Here is a 16,146-nt window from a genome sequence, read left to right as displayed (position 1 = left end):
CGGCTCCGGAGTTTTGCGGACCGGTTCCTAGCGGTGGTCGCTGCCCGTCGACGTCGACGCGGCACGGCCGGCCTCGAGGCGGGCGACCGGGATACGGAACGGCGAGCAGGAGACGTAGTCCAGTCCGACCTCGTGGAAGAAGTGGACCGACTCCGGGTCACCGCCGTGCTCGCCGCAGACGCCGAGCTTGAGGTCGGGCCGCGTGGCGCGGCCGGCCTCCACGGCGTTGCGTACGAGGCTGCCGACGCCGTCCTTGTCGATGGTCTCGAACGGCGAGACCCCGAAGATGCCCTTCTCCAGGTACGCCGTGAAGAACGAGGCCTCCACGTCGTCGCGGGAGAAGCCCCAGACGGTCTGCGTCAGGTCGTTCGTGCCGAAGGAGAAGAACTCCGCGGCCTCGGCGATCTGCCCGGCCGTCAGCGCGGCGCGCGGCAGCTCGATCATCGTGCCGAGCGCCAGCTTCAGCTCGACGCCGGTCTGCTCCTGCACCTCGGCGATGACCTGCTCGGCCTCCTCGCGGACGATCTCCAGCTCCTGGACGGTGCCCACGAGCGGAATCATGATCTCGGCGCGCGGGTCGCCCTTGGCGTTCTTGCGCTCCGCGGCGGCCTCGGCGATGGCCCGTACCTGCATGGCGAACAGGCCCGGGATCACGAGGCCGAGACGGACACCGCGCAGGCCCAGCATCGGGTTCTGCTCGTGCAGGCGGTGCACGGCCTGGAGGAGGCGCAGGTCGTTCTCGTTGGCGTCCTGGCGGGACTCGGCGAGGGCGACGCGCACCGACAGCTCGGTGATGTCGGGCAGGAACTCGTGCAGCGGCGGGTCGAGCAGGCGCACCGTCACCGGAAGCCCGTCCATCGCCTCGAACAGCTCGACGAAGTCCTTCTTCTGGAGCGGCAGGAGCTCCTTGAGGGCCTCCTCGCGCTCCGTGTCCGTGTCGGCGAGGATCAGGTGCTCGACCATCTCGCGGCGCTCACCGAGGAACATGTGCTCGGTGCGGCACAGGCCGATGCCCTGCGCGCCGAAGCGGCGGGCGCGCAGCGCGTCCTCGGCGTTGTCCGCGTTGGCGCGCACCCGCAGCCGGCGGACGCGGTCCGCGTACGCCATGATCCGGTGCACGGCGCCGACGAGCTCGTCGGCGTCGTCGGCGCCGGCGTGCATGCGGCCCTCGAAGTACTCGACGACCGGGGACGGGACGACCGGTACCTCACCGAGGTAGACCTTGCCGGTGGAGCCGTCGATGGAGACGACGTCGCCCTCCTCGATGACCTGCCCGCCGACCGTCATCCGGCGGCGCTTGGTGTCGACCTCGAGGTCCTCGGCGCCGCAGACACAGGTCTTGCCCATGCCGCGGGCGACGACGGCGGCGTGCGACGTCTTGCCGCCGCGCGAGGTGAGGATGCCCTCGGCGGCGATCATGCCGTCGAGGTCGTCGGGATTGGTCTCGCGGCGGATCAGGATGACCTTCTCGCCCGAACGCGACCACTTGACGGCGGTGTACGAGTCGAAGACGGCCTTGCCGACCGCGGCGCCCGGCGAGGCGGCGATGCCGCGGCCGATCTTCTCGACCTTCGCGTTCTCGTCGAAGCGCGGGAACATCAGCTGCGCGAGCTGGGCGCCCGTGACGCGCTGGAGCGCCTCGGCCTCGTCGATGAGGCCCTGGTCGACGAGCTGCGTCGCGATGCGGAAGGCGGCACCGGCGGTGCGCTTGCCGACGCGGGTCTGCAGCATCCACAGCTGGCCGCGCTCGATCGTGAACTCGATGTCGCAGAGATCCCTGTAGTGGGTCTCGAGCGTCTCCATGATCTGCATGAGCTGGTCGTACGACTTCTTGTCGATCGACTCGAGCTCGGCGAGCGGGACGGTGTTGCGGATACCCGCGACGACGTCCTCGCCCTGCGCGTTCTGGAGGTAGTCGCCGTACACACCCTGGTGGCCGGAGGCGGGGTCGCGGGTGAAGGCGACGCCGGTGCCGGAGTCGGGGCCGAGGTTGCCGAAGACCATGGAACAGATGTTGACCGCGGTGCCGAGGTTGCCGGGGATGCGCTCCTGGCGACGGTAGAGCTTGGCGCGGTCGGTGTTCCAGGAGTCGAAGACCGCGTGGATGGCGAGGTCCATCTGCTCGCGCGGGTCCTGCGGGAAGTCCCGGCCGGCCTCGGTCTTCACGATCTTCTTGAAGCGGGTGACCAGCTTCTTGAGGTCGGAGGCGTCGAGGTCGGTGTCGACCGTGACCTTCTTGGCGGCCTTGGCCTTGTCGAGGGCGTCCTCGAAGAGCTCTCCGTCGACGTCCAGGACGGTCTTGCCGAACATCTGGATGAGGCGGCGGTATGAGTCCCACGCGAACCGCTCGTCGCCGGACTGCTTGACCAGTCCGAGGACGGACTTGTCGGAGAGTCCGATGTTGAGGACGGTGTCCATCATGCCGGGCATGGAGAACTTCGCGCCCGAACGGACCGACACCAGAAGGGGGTTGTCGGCCTGGCCGAGCTTCTTGCCCATCTTCTGCTCGAGGGCGTCGAGGTGCGCACTCACCTCGTCACGCAGTGCCACCGGCTCATCGCCACTGTCGAGGTAGACCTTGCAGGCCTCAGTGGTGATGACGAAGCCGGGAGGAACCGGCAGACCGAGGTTGGTCATCTCCGCGAGGTTCGCCCCCTTCCCGCCGAGGAGGTCCTTGAGGTCCTTGTTTCCCTCGGTGAAGTCGTAAACGAACTTCACTACGTGGGGATCCTTGTTTTCCGACACGGGTCTCGACTCCTCGATGACTCGGTGGCTGCCCTGACGGCGAGGAACATACCCAGATCGAAGGCATCTGGGTACGTCCACTTGTGCGTCATACGGCCGTAACCACCCGTCCGCCGCTAGATCGAAAGTAACTAACAGGCAGCGGCACCGAGAACCTTGTCTTCATTTCTTGAAGACACAACCCCCGTAGACGCCAAATATCGCTCAGGTGAGCGCACTCCACACTCAGGTGAGTTCAAGTTGTAAATGATCGAACGGTGGCACTCAGTGCCATGCCTTAGAAATGTACAGCCGCCTTCAAGTTGCTCATCTGAGCGCTACCCCTATCAGGGGTGGCGAGAATCACGCCGTTTCCGGGCCCTTCGATGTCAGCATCCGGACGCAAAGCGGGCGTTCACAGGCCGAGCGCCGCGAGCCGTTCCTCCGCCCGGTCCGGCGCGTAGAGGTGCTCCACGACCAGCGCACCCGCCCCCACCAGGGCAGACCGCTCGCCGAGCCGCGCGGTGACCACGTCCAGATGAGCGGTGGAGCGCGGCAGGGCCCGCTGGTAGAGCAGCTCGCGTACGCCCGTGAGGAAGGGGGTTCCGGCCAGATCCCCCGCGATCATCAGGACCCCCGGGTTGAGCAGGGTCACCACCGTCGCCAGGACCTCGCCCACGCTGCGCCCGGCCTCCCGTGCCAGGCGCACCGCTTCGGGGTGCCCCTCGGCGAGCAGCTCCCGCACATCCGATCCCGACTCCGCCGGCACCCCGGCCTCGGTGAGCCGCCGCGCAAGGGCGCGCCCGCTCGCCACCGAGGCCAGGCACCCGTACGAGCCGCACCGGCACAGCGTGCCCGCGCCCTCGGGCACCCGGATATGCCCTATGTCGCCCGCTCCCCCGTCGATGCCCCGGTAGATCCGGCCGCCGACGACGACGCCGGCGCCGATGCCGGTGGACACCTTGACGAGGGCGAACGCCGCGCAGTCCGGGTGTCCGGTGCGCTGCTCGCCGTAGGCCATCAGGTTGGCGTCGTTGTCCACGAGAACGGGGACGCCGCCTGCGCCCTCTGCACCACCCGCGTCACGCACATCACCGCCGCCGCCCGTCTGCTCGGCGAAGGCGCGGCCCAGGCGGCCCCTGATGTCGTAGCCGTCCCAGCCCGGCATGATCGGCGGCTGTACGACGCGGCCCGTGGCGCTGTCCACGGGACCCGGGACCCCGATCCCGATGCCGCACACCGCGTCCGCGGTCCGCCCCGCCTCCTTCAGCAGCCCGGCGAACCAGCCGCCGAGCGCGCCGAGCACCCGCTCCGGCCCCTCGTCGACGGACAGGGCGCCGGAGCGCTCGGCGAGCAGCTCGCCGGTGAGGGTGAGGACGGCGGCGCGCGCGTGCCGGGTGTCGAGGGAGACGGCGAGCACAACCGCGTGGGCGTCGTCGAATTCCAGGCGCAGGGAGGGCCGCCCGCCCGTCGGCGACCCGGCCGGACCGCCCGCGCCCTCACGCAGCCAGCCCGCCCGGAAGAGCCGGTCGAGGCGCTGGCCGACGGTGGCCCTGGAGAGCCCGGTGGCCTCCTGGAGCGCGCCGCGCGTGGTCGCCCGGCCGCTGCGCACGAGGTCCAGCAGATCCCCGGCGCTCGTCTGGCTCCGCGGCCGCTCTCTCGTCCGGTCCCCGGCCATTCGCACCCCTTGCGTTCATCAACTGCGCGTTACATATTGGGTTTTGCTGGTTAAGTAGACGTAACTCTATGCTGGATACGGCTTAACTGACAGACCGTGGGAGTTCGTGTGGACCGCACAACCCGGCGGACCGGTGCGGCTCTGCGCCGCGCCTCCGATGCCGTCGCCGCGCCCTCGCTCGAGCGGGCCGCGCTGCGCGAGCAGGCGGCACGGGTCCTGGAGACGAACTGGACGGGCACGTCCACGGTCCCCTCCCGCACCCTCTATCCGCACCAGTGGTCGTGGGACTCCGCGTTCGTTGCCATCGGGTCACGTCATGTGTCGCCGCTGCGCGCCCAGTTGGAGCTGGAGACGCTGTTCGACGCGCAGTGGGGCGACGGCCGGGTGCCGCACATCGTGTTCAACCCCTCCGTCCCCCTCGACGCCTACTTTCCCAGCCCCGACTTCTGGCGCTCCTCCACTTCGGGACGGGCGGCCGGAGCGCCGCGCTCCGTGCAGACCTCCGGCATCGTGCAGCCGCCGGTGCACGCGCTGGCGGCCTGGCTCGTGCACCGCGCCGACCCGGGCCTGTCCCGGTCCCGCTCGTTCCTGGCCCGCGTCTATCCGAAGCTCGCGGCCTGGCACCGCTACCTCCTGCACCGCAGGGACCTGGGCGGTGGCGGCCTCGCCAGCGTGATCCATCCCTGGGAGCAGGGCATGGACAACAGCCCGTGCTGGGACGCCCCGCTGAGCCGGATCGCCCCGGCGCCCGCGCGCGCGTTCCGCCGCGCCGACCTGGAGCACGGCGCGCCCGACGACCGCCCCACCGACCTCGACTACGGCCGGTACGTGCGCCTGGCGACGGACTACCGGAACGGCCAATATGCCGACGGGCAGGGCGAGTTCGCCGTAGAGGACCCCTCCTTCAACGCCCTCCTGATCGCCTCCGAACACGCCCTCGCCCGCATCGCCTGCGAACTCGGCGCCGCGGGCACGGCCCGCCACGCCCGCGCCGAACGCCTCACGGCAGCGCTGGTCGAGCGCCTGTGGGACCCGGTGACGGGCATGTTCTTCTGCCGCGACCTGCGCGGCGCGGCCGACGGCCACCACGCGCCCCGCGCACCGGGACACGACACACCCCGAACCGCCGGCCGGTCCTCACCCCCCGCCCTGATCCCCGAGTACGGCGTCTCGGGCCTGATCCCGCTCATCCTGCCGACGCTGCCTCGGCACGTGACCGCCGGACTGTTGCGCGTCGCCCGCGGCCCTCGCTTCGGCCTCGGCACCGCGGTGCGGCTCGTGCCGAGCTACGACCTGACGGGACCGGCCTTCGACCCGCACCGCTACTGGCGCGGACCGGCCTGGTTCAACACGAACTGGCTGATCGAGCGCGGCCTGCGCCTCCACGGCGAGCACGCGGAGGCCGAACGCCTGCGCGCCGCGCTGCTCGGCACGGCGCTCGACACGGCCTTCGCCGAATACGTGGATCCGTACACGGGGCGCGGCTGCGGCGCGCGCGGCTTCGCATGGAGCGCCGCACTCGCCCTGGATCTGCTGCAGGAGCCGCTGGAGCGGCACGAGGGAGGGACCTGGGGATGACGGACCGACAGCATCAACTGCTCGTGCGGGGAGCCACGTTCGCGGCGATCGGCCCCGGCGGCGACATCAGCGGCGTACGCGGATCCGGCTCGCCCGACGGCCTGTTCGTGCGCGACGGCCGGCACCTCAGCCGCTGGCAGCTCACGGCGGACGGCGCCGCACCCGAAGTGCTCACGCCCGCCGGACGGCCGGGCGGGGACGCGGGCGGGCGAACCGGCGGGGACGCGGCCGGGCGGACCGGCGCCGGTGAAGGCGTGGCGCGCTGTGTACTGGTGCCGCGCGGCGGCCGCCTGGAGCCGCCCGCGTACACGCTCTTCCGCGAACAGGCCGTGGCGGACGGCGCGTTCGTCGAGACCCTGCGGGTCGTCTCCAACCGCGCGGTGCCGACGACGGTACAGCTCGCGTTGACCGTAGACGCGGACTTCACCGACCAGTTCGAGCTGCGCGCCGACCACCGCACGTACGCGAAGACCGGCGCGGTCCGCTCCCGGTCGGTCCTGGAGGACGGCGTCCGGTTCGGCTACCGGCGGGGCGAGTGGCGCTCGTCGACCACGGTGACCGCAGAGCCCGCGCCCGACGCCGTCGAGGAGACCGGCACCGGCGCCCGCCGCCTCGTCTGGTCTCTCGAACTGACCGGGCACGGCACGGCCGACCTGAACCTGCGCGTCGCGGCCCGCCCACACGGCGCCCCCCGTACTCCGGTGCCCGCGTCCCCCGCCGACGCGGCGGCCGAACTCGCCGCGCGCACCGAGGAGTTCACCCGGGACGTCACCCTGCCCGCCGCCTGGCCCGGACTCGCCGCGGCGTGCACGAGGGGCCTGGCCGACCTGGCCGTGCTTCAGGTCCCGGCCACCGGCCCGGACGGCGAGCGGCTGAGCGTGCCGGGCGCGGGCGTCCCCTGGTTCCTCACGCTCCTCGGCCGTGACGCGCTCCTGACCTCCCTGTTCGCCCTCCCCTACCGGCCGGGGCTGGCCGCCGCGACGCTCCCGGTGCTCGCCGCGACGCAGGCCACGGAGTCCACCGAGGGCGCCGTGGCCCAGCCCGGCAAGATCGTCCACGAGGTGCGGCACGGCGAGCTGGCGCACTTCGGCCAGGTCCCCTTCGCCCGCTACTACGGCTCCGTCGACGCGACGCCCCTCTTCCTCGTCCTGCTCGGCGCGTACACGGACCGGACCGGCGACGTGGCGACGGCCCGCCGCCTCGAACCGCACGCGCGGGCCGCCGTCAGCTGGATGCTCGACCACGGCGGCCTCACCTCACGCGGCTATCTCGTCTACCGCGCCGACCGGGGCGGCCTCGCCAACCAGAACTGGAAGGACTCGCCGGGCGCCATCTGCTCGGCCGACGGCAGCCGCCCCACGGGACCCGTGACGGCGGCGGGCGCCCAGGGCTACGCGTACGACGCGTTGCGCCGCACGGCCGCGCTCGCCCGCACGGCCTGGGACGACCCGGTGTACGCGGACCTTCTGGAGCAGACGGCGACGGATCTGCGGGACCGGTTCCAGCGGGACTTCTGGATGGCGGACCGCGCGTTCCCCGCGCTCGCCCTGGACGGCGAGGGGCGACACGTCGACGCGCTGGCGTCCGACGCGGGCCATCTCCTGTGGTCGGGCCTGCTCGACAAGGAGTACGGGGAAGTGGTCGGCCGGCGTCTCCTGGAGCCCGACTTCTTCTCCGGCTGGGGGGTGCGCACGCTCGCGGCGGGGCAGGCCGCCTACCACCCGCTCTCCTACCACCGGGGCTCGGTGTGGCCGCACGACAACGCGCTGATCGCGCTCGGGCTCGCCCGCTACGGACTGCATGACGAGGCGCGGACGGTGGCGAACGCGCTGGTGGAGGCCGCAGCGGCCTCCGGCCACCGGCTGCCCGAGGTGCTCGCCGGGTACGCGCGGGAGTCGTACCCGGCGCCCGTCCCCTACCCGCACGCGTGCGAGCGCGAGTCACGGTCGGCGGCGGCGCCGCTCGCGCTGCTCACGGCGGTCTATTAGCAACGGGGGTCTTCGGCCGACCGGGGTCTTCGGGCGTCGGGGTCTTGGGGAGGTCTTTCAGCCGGTCGCGGCCTTTGAGCGACCGGGGGTCCGGAGGTCCGGGGGCAGAGCCCCCGGTTCCGGGAAGGGGCGGGGTGGAGTGGGTGAAACAACTCCCCCGCGACACGTCACCCCCCGGACGTGTCCAGCTCCGCGTCCTCACTGACGCCCGCGCAGTCCCACGGGTCCTTGAGCCAGCCGTCCGGCAGCACCACCCGGTTGTTGCCGGACGTACGGCCGCGAGGCCCGTCCGCGCCCACGGGCCACGCCTGGTCGAGGTCCAGCTCGTCGAGCCCCGCGCGCAGCTCGGCGAGCGACGACGTGACGGCGAGCCGCTTGCGCATCTCGGAACCGACCGAGAAGCCCTTCAGATACCAGGCCACGTGCTTACGGAAGTCGATGACACCGCGTGCCTCGTCGCCGATCCACTCGCCGAGCAGCCCGGCGTGCCGCACCATCGCGTCGGCGACCTTGCGCAGGTCGGGCGCGGCGGGCGCGCCCGTGCCCTCGAAGGCGGCGACGAGATCACCGAACAGCCACGGCCGCCCCAGGCAGCCGCGCCCCACCACGACACCGTCGCAGCCGGTCTCGCGCATCATCCGCACCGCGTCGTCGGCGCACCAGATGTCGCCGTTCCCGAGGACGGGAATCTCCGGGACGTGCTCCTTCAGGCGGGCGATGGCGTCCCAGTCGGCCGTGCCGCCGTAGTGCTGCGCCGCGGTCCGCCCGTGCAGGGCGATCGCGGTGACGCCCTCCTCGACGGCGATCCGGCCCGCGTCGAGGAAGGTGATGTGGTCGTCGTCGATGCCCTTGCGCATCTTCATCGTGACCGGCAGGTCCCCGGCCCCGCTGACGGCCTCCTTCAGGATGGCCCGCAGCAGATTCCGCTTGTACGGGAGCGCGGAGCCGCCGCCCTTGCGCGTCACCTTGGGGACCGGGCAGCCGAAGTTCAGGTCGATGTGATCGGCGAGATCCTCTTCGGCGATCATGCGGACGGCCTTGCCGACGGTCGCCGGATCGACGCCGTACAGCTGGATCGACCGGGGCTGCTCACTCGCGTCGAAGCGAATCAGCTGCATGGTCTTCTCGTTGCGCTCGACCAGCGCCCGCGTCGTGATCATCTCGCTCACGAAGAGGCCCTTGCCGCCGGAGTACTCCCGGCACAGGGTGCGGAAGGGCGCGTTCGTGATCCCGGCCATGGGCGCGAGGACCACGGGCGGCTGCACGAGGTGCGGACCGATGGTGAGCTGCTGGGACATCGGGCGGGCTCTCCGAAATCGTGGGGCTGTGGGCAGGGGCAGTTCTCCATTGTCCCCCACCTGGCGGACAGCCCAGCCCAGGGTTGTCCCCGACCTGGCGGGCGCCCCCGCCCGCCGTCGGGCTACCGTCGGATACATGCCACCCCCACTGACTCCCCGCCGGCGGATGCTCGTCCTCGCGATCTGCTGCATGAGCCTGCTGATCGTCAGCCTCGACAACACCGTCCTGAACGTCGCGCTGCCGAGCATGCAGAAGGAGTTCGGCGCGAGCGTCTCCGGCATGCAGTGGACCATCGACGCGTACACGCTGGTCCTCGCGTCGCTCCTGATGCTGGCGGGCTCGACGGCCGACCGGATCGGGCGCCGCCGGATCTTCAAGGCCGGCCTGGTGATCTTCACCGTGGGCTCGGTGCTGTGCTCGGTGGCGCCGAACCTGGAGTCCCTCATCGTGTTCCGCATGGTCCAGGCGGTCGGCGGCTCGATGCTCAACCCCGTCGCCATGTCGATCATCACCAACACGTTCACCGAGCCCCGCGAACGCGCCCGGGCCATCGGCGTCTGGGGCGGCGTCGTCGGTATCTCCATGGCCGCGGGCCCCATCGTGGGCGGCGTCCTCGTCGACTCGGTCGGCTGGCGCTCCATCTTCTGGATCAACCTGCCGGTGGGCCTCGCCGCCCTCCTGCTGACCATCCGCTACGTCCCCGAGTCCCGCGCCCCCAAGCCGCGCCGCACGGACCCGATCGGGCAGCTCCTCGTCATGGTGCTCCTCGGCTCACTCACGTACGCGATCATCGAGGCCCCCGAAGCGGGGTGGACGTCCCCCACCATCGCGACGTTCGCGCTGCTCGCCCTCGTGGCCCTCATCGGACTGATCGCCTACGAGCCGCGCCGCGCCGAACCCCTCATCGACCTGCGCTTCTTCCGCTCGGCACCCTTCAGCGGCGCCACGGTGATAGCGATCAGCGCGTTCGCCTCGCTCGGTGGCTTCCTGTTCCTGTCGACGCTCTACCTGCAGAACGTACGCGGCCTCGACGCCCTGGACGCAGGCCTGTGGATGCTGCCGATGGCGGCCATGACCCTGGTGTGCGCTCCGGTCTCCGGCCGCATCGTCGGCAGCCGCGGCCCGAGGATCCCGCTGCTCGTCGCGGGCATCGCGATGACGGCGAGCGGCCTCCTGTTCGCCGCGTTCGAGGCGGAGACGTCGAACGTGACCCGCTTCATCGGCTACGTCCTGTTCGGCCTGGGCTTCGGCTTCGTCAACGCCCCCATCACGAACACCGCTGTCTCCGGCATGCCCCGCGCCCAGGCGGGCGTCGCCGCCGCGGTGGCCTCCACCAGCCGGCAGATCGGCCAGACCCTCGGCGTCGCCGTCATCGGCGCGGTCCTCGCGTCGGGCGTCGCGGGGGCCGTCGGCACATCGGCGTACGCGACCACGTTCGTCGACGCGAGCCGCGGCGGCTGGTGGATCATCGTGGGCTGCGGCCTCGCCGTACTCCTGGTCGGCCTCCTCACCAGCGGCCGCTGGGCACGCTCCACAGCACAGCGCACCGCCCGCTGCCTGGAACAGCCGGAAATCCAGGAGGCCACGGCGGGCGCCAGCTCCTGAAGCGACCGCCGCCGGCCACGGCGTGGCCGTTCCCCGGGTCGGCCTCCCACCAGCCCCTGGCGCCTTGCCGGAGCAGCAGGAGACTCAGGAGGCCGCGGCGAGCGCCAGCTCCTGAAGCCGGTCGAGCCGCTCCCGGGACTCCTCGTCGGCGGGCGTGTACGTCACCAGACGGGCCCCCTGGTCCGGGCCGAGCCACAGATCGGTGTGGACCAGGGACAGCGGCCCGACGTACGCGTTGCGGAAGTACTTCGTCTTGCTGCGCGTGCCCACCACCTCGTGCAGCTGCCACGCCTCACGGAACTCCGGCGACTCGTCCTCGAGCCGCTTGAGCAGCAACTCCCAGGCGGGCTCGCCCAGATGACCGGCCATCGACCCGCGGAACTTGGCCGCCATCAGCCGGATCGTGTCTTCCAGGAACACGAACGACTTCCGCCACTGCTCGTTCGTGCAGATCAGCACCATACAGTTGCGGTCCTCGGGTGCCACCGTGTCCAGATCGCACAGCAGCCGCCCGTACGTACGGTTGTACGCGAGGATGTCGTACCGGCTGTTCTGGATGCAGGCGGGCAGCGGCTCCAGCTTCTCCAGCATCAGACGCAGCGCCGGCGTGACGGTCTGACAGCTCGCCGCGGGCGACGGATCGACGGCCCCGGCGAGCTGGAAGAGATGCGCGCGCTCACTCGCGTCGAGGAGCAGCGTGCGGGCCAGCGCGTCCAGGACCTGCACCGACACCTGGATGTCCCGCGCCTGCTCGAGCCACGTGTACCAGGTGACCCCGACCGCGGACAGCTGCGCGATCTCCTCACGCCGCAGCCCGGGGGTACGCCGGCGCCGGCCGCGCGGCAGCCCGACCTGCTCGGGGGTGATGCGAGCGCGACGGCTGCGCAGAAAGTCGGCGAGCTCGTGCCGCCGGATCTCGGACTCGCGCTTGGGCGACTCGAGCGGGGGCGCCACCTGCCCGGGCCGCCCTCCGGCCTTCGCCTGAGCCTGAGCCTGGGCCTCCGCCTGAGCCGGGGCCTCCGCCTCGGCCCGCGCCCGTCCCTCTGCCACAGTCGTCGTAGTATCCCGCGCCATCGTGGTCATGCCTCCAGCCTGCCGCGCCACGGAGCCTGTTGCCAGGTAGTCCTTCTACCAGGATAAGGACACTCTGGTACCAGTCTGAGCGCCCGACGACGCTGGTATCCATGACCGGAACCGGGACCCGTTCCCTCTCTGTCGCCACCACTGCCCGCTCCGCCACGGCCCCACCGGCACTCGGCGGACTCGGGCTCTTCACCGTGCTCGTAGGCGCCGCCCTCCCTCTCATCGACTTCTTCATCGTGAACGTCGCCCTGCCCACCATCGGCCACGACCTGGCCGCGGGCGAGGCGCTCCTCGAACTCGTCGTCGCCGGTTACGGACTCGCGTACGCCGTCCTGCTCGTCCTCGGCGGACGGCTCGGCGACCTCTTCGGCCGACGCAGGCTGTTCCTCGGCGGCATGATCGCCTTCGGCCTGACCTCGCTGGCCTGCGGCCTCGCCCCCGACGCCTGGACCCTTGTGGCCGCGCGCGTCGCGCAGGGCGCCGCGTCGGCCGCGATGCTCCCGCAGGTCCTCGCCACCATCCAGTCGACGACGACGGGCCGGCGCCGGGCGAAGGCCATGGGCCTGTACGGGGCGACGGCGGGCCTGTCCATGGTCGCCGGCCAGATCCTGGGCGGCGTCCTCATCGCAGCAGACGTGTTCGGGACCGGCTGGCGGTCGGTGTTCCTGGTGAACGTGCCCGTAGTCCTCGTCGGCCTCTTCCTGGCCGCCCGCGCCGTTCCCGAGACGCGCTCCGAGCACCCCGAGCCGGTCGACGGCCCCGGCACGGTACTCCTCGCCGCGTCCCTGCTCACGCTCCTCGCACCCCTGACCGAGGGCAGGGCGGCGGGCTGGCCCTTGTGGACGTGGCTCTCGCTCGCGGTCTTCCCCTTCATCGCGTACGCCTTCTACCAGGTGGAACGCCGTGCGGACCGCCATGGCCGCACCCCACTGGTCCCACCCAGCCTCTTCGCGCTGGTCTCACTGCGCCGCGGCCTGATCATGGTCGTGCCGTTCTCCATCGGGTTCAGCGGCTTCATGTTCGTGATCGCAGTGGCGCTCCAGCAGGGCGAACACCTCGGCCCCGTACCGGCGGGCCTGGCCCTCGCGCCCATGGCCGTCGCCTTCTTCGCGGTGTCCCTCGCCGGCCCGCGCCTCATCGCCCGCTACGGCACCCGGATCGTCACCGCGGGCGGCATCATCCAGGGGGCCGGCGTCGTCCTGATCGCCCTCGCGGCCTGGCGAACCTGGCCCGACCTGGGCGTCCTGGAACTGATGCCGGGCGCCGCACTCGCGGGCGCGGGACAGGCACTCCAACTCCCCATACTCTTCCGGCTCATCCTGTCCGAGGTACCGGCGTCGCGGGCGGGAGTAGGCAGCGGCGTCATGATCACCACCCAGCAGTCGGCCCTGGCCCTCGGCGTAGCCACACTCGGCTCCCTGTTCCTCGCCCTGATCCCAAGCCTGGGCGCACGAGACGCGCTGGTCACGACCCTGCTGGCGCAACTGGCGGGCATCGCCCTGACGACAGCACTGAGCGTGCGACTGCCGCGGGTGGTGGGGTGATGCCCGCCCCACCCGCTAGGGGCGAACGTAGGGGCGAGTCATGATCTCCATGTTGTGCCCGTCGGGATCGCTGAAGTACGCGCCGCAACCGCCGAAGAGCCTGTTGATCCGGCCGGGTTCGGTGTGGCTGGGGTCCGCGAAGTAGGTGACTCCGACGGCGGCGAGGCGGCCGATCATCCCGTCGAACTCCTCGTCGGGCACGAGGAAGGCGTAGTGCTGCGACTGGATGGGCTCGTCGCGCTTCTCGTAGAAGTCGAGGGTCACGCCGTTACCGAGATCGACCGGCAGGAACGGCCCGAACGGAGCGCCGACCTTCAACCCCAGCACGGCGGCGAGGAACTCGGCCGAGAGATGACGGTCGTGGGCATAGACGGCGGTGTGATTCAACTGAGCAGACATGGGTGACAGTTCTCCGGTTCATACGCTTCTTCGGCTGCTGAAGGAACGCGGCACCCGCACACGGGCGCCGGGAAGGAACACGGAGACACGCGGCGGCCCTCGGCCCCGCGCCACCCTCACCCGAAGGCCGGGCGCCTCACTCGTACGCGGCCCAAGGCCGACCCGGCAGTCATACAAAGAACGCTAACGCCCAACCGGGACGGGCTCAACAGCGAAACCGGCCACCCGGCCACCCGGCCACCCGGCCACCCGGCCACCCGGCCACCCGGCAGAGGGTCCGACAACGATTGGGCCCGGCATCGCGCGACAGCTGACAGATGACAACTGACAGATATTGAAATCTGTCAGTTGTCATGTCATCGTGGATAGGGAGACACCGAACTCTCGAACTGACGGCACCGACCCAAGGAACGCTCTATGTCCCCCACCACTCCCACCTCCCCCACTCTCCACCTCCGCTCCCTAGGCTCCACCGGTCCTCAGGTGTCCGCCATCGGGCTCGGCTGCATGGGGATGTCTGCGCTCTACGGCGAGGCCGACCGGGGCGAGTCCATCGCCACCGTTCACGCGGCCCTCGACGCCGGCATCACCCTGCTCGACACCGGCGACTTCTACGCGATGGGGCACAACGAGATGCTGATCGGGGAGGCCCTGCGGACCGCCCCCGCCGCACACCGCGAGAAGGCGCTGACCAGCGTGAAGTTCGGCGCTCTCCGGGACCCGGACGGTGGCTGGTCCGGCTACGACGGCCGGCCGGCCGCCGTGAAGAACTTCGCGGCGTACTCGCTCCAGCGCCTCGGCGTCGACCACATCGACGTCTACCGGATCGCCCGTGTCGACCCCGACGTACCGATCGAGGAGACCGTCGGGGCCATCGCCGAGCTCGTCGAGAAGGGACACGTCAGGCACATCGGCCTGAGCGAGGTCGGTGCCGACACGATCCGGCGGGCCGCGGCCACCGCCCCCATCTCCGATCTGCAGATCGAGTACTCGCTGATCTCCCGCGGCATCGAGGAAGCGATCCTGCCGGTCGCCCGCGAGCTCGGCATCGGCGTCACGGCGTACGGGGTCCTGTCGCGCGGTCTGATCTCCGGGCACTTCGGCCGGGACCGCAAGCTCGCCGCGAACGACTTCCGCGGAATGAGCCCGCGCTTCCAGGGTGAGAACCTCCAGCACAATCTCGACCTCGTCGAGTCGCTGCGCAAGATCGCCGAGCAGAAGGGCGCCAGTGTCGCGCAGGTCGCCATCGCCTGGGTCCTCAGCCGCGGCGACGACATCGTGCCCCTGGTCGGCGCCCGTCGCAGGGACCGACTGACGGAGGCGCTCGGCGCTCTCGACGTCACCCTGGACTCGGCGGACCTCGCCGCTATCGAGAAGGCCGTCCCGGCCGGTGCCGCCGCCGGTGACCGCTATCCCGAGGCACAGATGGCACACCTCGACAGCGAGCGCTGATCTCCGCCCGGTACGGTCGGCATCATGGCAACCGAGACCCTGACCACCGAGCGCATCCTCGAGGCGACCGAGGAGGTGCTGCGTCGCCACGGTCCCGCGAAGGCGACCGTCGTCGACGTGGCCCGCGCGCTGGGCGTCAGCCACGGCAGTGTCTACCGGCATTTCGGCACAAAGGCACAGTTGCGCGAGGCGGTCACGAAGCGCTGGCTCGACCGCACCACGAATGAACTGCAACTCCTGACGACGGATGGCTCGCTGACGTCGCCCGCCCTGTTGCGCCAATGGTTCTCGACACTGTTCGCGGCCAAACGCCGCAAGGCAGGCGACGACCCGCAGCTCTTCGCCACCTACCAAGTTCTGATCAGCGAGAACAGCCGGGTGGTCGAACTCCACGTCGGTGAGCTGATCATGCAGCTCGATCACATCATTCAAGACGGCGTCGCCAGGGGGGAGTTCAGCCTCCCCCACCCCGACCCCGCTCTGACCGCCCGCGCGGTATTCGACGCGACGAATCGCTTCCACGATCCGGCGTACGCGGGTGAGTGGCAGAAGGCCGGCATCGACGAGGAGTTCAGGGCCCTCACGGATCTCGTCCTCCGTGGCCTGAATTCCTGACTGTATCCCCGCACAGCATTTGGCCGGGCCCTGAAAAGGGGGTCGGCCGAAAAAGGGGATCAATCCCTTAAACGCAGAAAACCCCCGTAACAGGATTCTCATCCGTTACGGGGGTTTTCTTCAAAATTAGTTCGGCGGCGTCCTACTCTCCCACAGGGTCCCCCCTGCAGTACCATCGGCG

At 70.9% G+C, this 16,146-nt stretch carries 11 protein-coding genes; 6 read left to right on the top strand and 5 right to left on the bottom strand.

The features are described from left to right. Positions 1-27: 27 nt before the first annotated feature. Both ppdK and CG723_RS04090 read right to left on the bottom strand, forming a co-directional pair. Positions 28-2,745, bottom strand: a complete 2,718-nt coding sequence (ppdK, locus tag CG723_RS04095) for a pyruvate, phosphate dikinase (protein ID WP_100591850.1) — start codon at positions 2,743-2,745, stop codon at positions 28-30. A 394-nt stretch (positions 2,746-3,139) separates the two neighbouring features. After that, the gene (locus CG723_RS04090; protein ID WP_100591849.1) at positions 3,140-4,402 is read right to left on the bottom strand and encodes an ROK family protein; all 1,263 of its coding nucleotides are present in this window, start codon (positions 4,400-4,402) and stop codon (positions 3,140-3,142) included. A gap of 141 nt (positions 4,403-4,543) precedes the next feature. Between CG723_RS04090 and CG723_RS04085 the strand changes: the two genes are divergently transcribed. After that, a complete protein-coding gene (locus tag CG723_RS04085) occupies positions 4,544-5,980 on the top strand; it encodes an MGH1-like glycoside hydrolase domain-containing protein (RefSeq protein ID WP_234374185.1) in 1,437 nt (478 codons plus the stop codon). Beyond that, positions 5,977-7,968 carry an amylo-alpha-1,6-glucosidase gene (locus CG723_RS04080; RefSeq protein ID WP_100591848.1) on the top strand — a complete coding sequence of 664 codons (1,992 nt, stop codon included), beginning with the start codon at positions 5,977-5,979 and terminating at the stop codon, positions 7,966-7,968. Before CG723_RS04085 ends, CG723_RS04080 begins: the two co-directional genes overlap by 4 nt. Before the next feature lie 167 nt (positions 7,969-8,135). Here the strand turns inward: CG723_RS04080 and dusB are convergent, their stop codons facing one another. After that, positions 8,136-9,266: a tRNA dihydrouridine synthase DusB gene (dusB, locus tag CG723_RS04075; RefSeq protein ID WP_100591847.1), complete on the bottom strand. Its 1,131-nt coding sequence runs from the start codon at positions 9,264-9,266 to the stop codon at positions 8,136-8,138. A gap of 136 nt (positions 9,267-9,402) precedes the next feature. Between dusB and CG723_RS04070 the strand changes: the two genes are divergently transcribed. Then, positions 9,403-10,872 (top strand): MFS transporter, encoded by a 1,470-nt coding sequence (locus tag CG723_RS04070; RefSeq protein WP_100591846.1) that lies wholly within the window; start codon positions 9,403-9,405, stop codon positions 10,870-10,872. A gap of 84 nt (positions 10,873-10,956) precedes the next feature. On the opposite strand, the gene CG723_RS04065 is transcribed toward CG723_RS04070, so the two are convergent. After that, the gene (locus tag CG723_RS04065) at positions 10,957-11,955 is read right to left on the bottom strand and encodes a helix-turn-helix transcriptional regulator (RefSeq protein ID WP_100591845.1); all 999 of its coding nucleotides are present in this window, start codon (positions 11,953-11,955) and stop codon (positions 10,957-10,959) included. Positions 11,956-12,056: 101 nt separating this feature from the next. On the opposite strand from CG723_RS04065, the gene CG723_RS04060 reads away from it, so the two are divergent. Beyond that, positions 12,057-13,499: an MFS transporter gene (locus CG723_RS04060; protein WP_100591844.1), complete on the top strand. Its 1,443-nt coding sequence runs from the start codon at positions 12,057-12,059 to the stop codon at positions 13,497-13,499. Between the two features lie 15 nt (positions 13,500-13,514). Here CG723_RS04060 and CG723_RS04055 read toward each other — a convergent pair whose 3' ends face one another. Further along, on the bottom strand, positions 13,515-13,898 hold the full coding sequence (locus tag CG723_RS04055) for a VOC family protein (protein ID WP_100591843.1): 384 nt from the start codon (positions 13,896-13,898) through the stop codon (positions 13,515-13,517). A gap of 417 nt (positions 13,899-14,315) precedes the next feature. Here CG723_RS04055 and CG723_RS04050 point away from each other — a divergent pair, with 417 nt between their 5' ends. Together CG723_RS04050 and CG723_RS04045 are read left to right on the top strand one after the other, a co-directional pair. After that, a complete protein-coding gene (locus CG723_RS04050) occupies positions 14,316-15,350 on the top strand; it encodes an aldo/keto reductase (protein ID WP_100591842.1) in 1,035 nt (344 codons plus the stop codon). Between the two features lie 24 nt (positions 15,351-15,374). Next, entirely contained in the window at positions 15,375-15,965 is a 591-nt protein-coding gene (locus CG723_RS04045) for a TetR family transcriptional regulator (RefSeq protein ID WP_100591841.1), read from the top strand. Positions 15,966-16,146 lie beyond the last annotated feature (181 nt).

The sequence above is a fragment of the Streptomyces sp. CB01635 genome, assembly GCF_002803065.1.
Lineage (GTDB): Bacteria > Actinomycetota > Actinomycetes > Streptomycetales > Streptomycetaceae > Streptomyces.
Note: the sequence above shows the minus strand (reverse complement) of the source record. Positions and strands in the feature narration are given on the sequence as shown.

Coding starts and splice junctions, on each gene's coding strand:
- CG723_RS04090 (WP_100591849.1), bottom strand. CDS start 4,402: ATGGCCGGGGACCGGACGAGAGAGCGGCCGCGGAGCCAGACGAGCGCC.
- CG723_RS04080 (WP_100591848.1), top strand. CDS start 5,977: ATGACGGACCGACAGCATCAACTGCTCGTGCGGGGAGCCACGTTCGCG.
- dusB (WP_100591847.1), bottom strand. CDS start 9,266: ATGTCCCAGCAGCTCACCATCGGTCCGCACCTCGTGCAGCCGCCCGTG.
- CG723_RS04070 (WP_100591846.1), top strand. CDS start 9,403: ATGCCACCCCCACTGACTCCCCGCCGGCGGATGCTCGTCCTCGCGATC.
- CG723_RS04065 (WP_100591845.1), bottom strand. CDS start 11,955: ATGACCACGATGGCGCGGGATACTACGACGACTGTGGCAGAGGGACGG.
- CG723_RS04060 (WP_100591844.1), top strand. CDS start 12,057: ATGACCGGAACCGGGACCCGTTCCCTCTCTGTCGCCACCACTGCCCGC.
- CG723_RS04055 (WP_100591843.1), bottom strand. CDS start 13,898: ATGTCTGCTCAGTTGAATCACACCGCCGTCTATGCCCACGACCGTCAT.
- CG723_RS04050 (WP_100591842.1), top strand. CDS start 14,316: ATGTCCCCCACCACTCCCACCTCCCCCACTCTCCACCTCCGCTCCCTA.
- CG723_RS04045 (WP_100591841.1), top strand. CDS start 15,375: ATGGCAACCGAGACCCTGACCACCGAGCGCATCCTCGAGGCGACCGAG.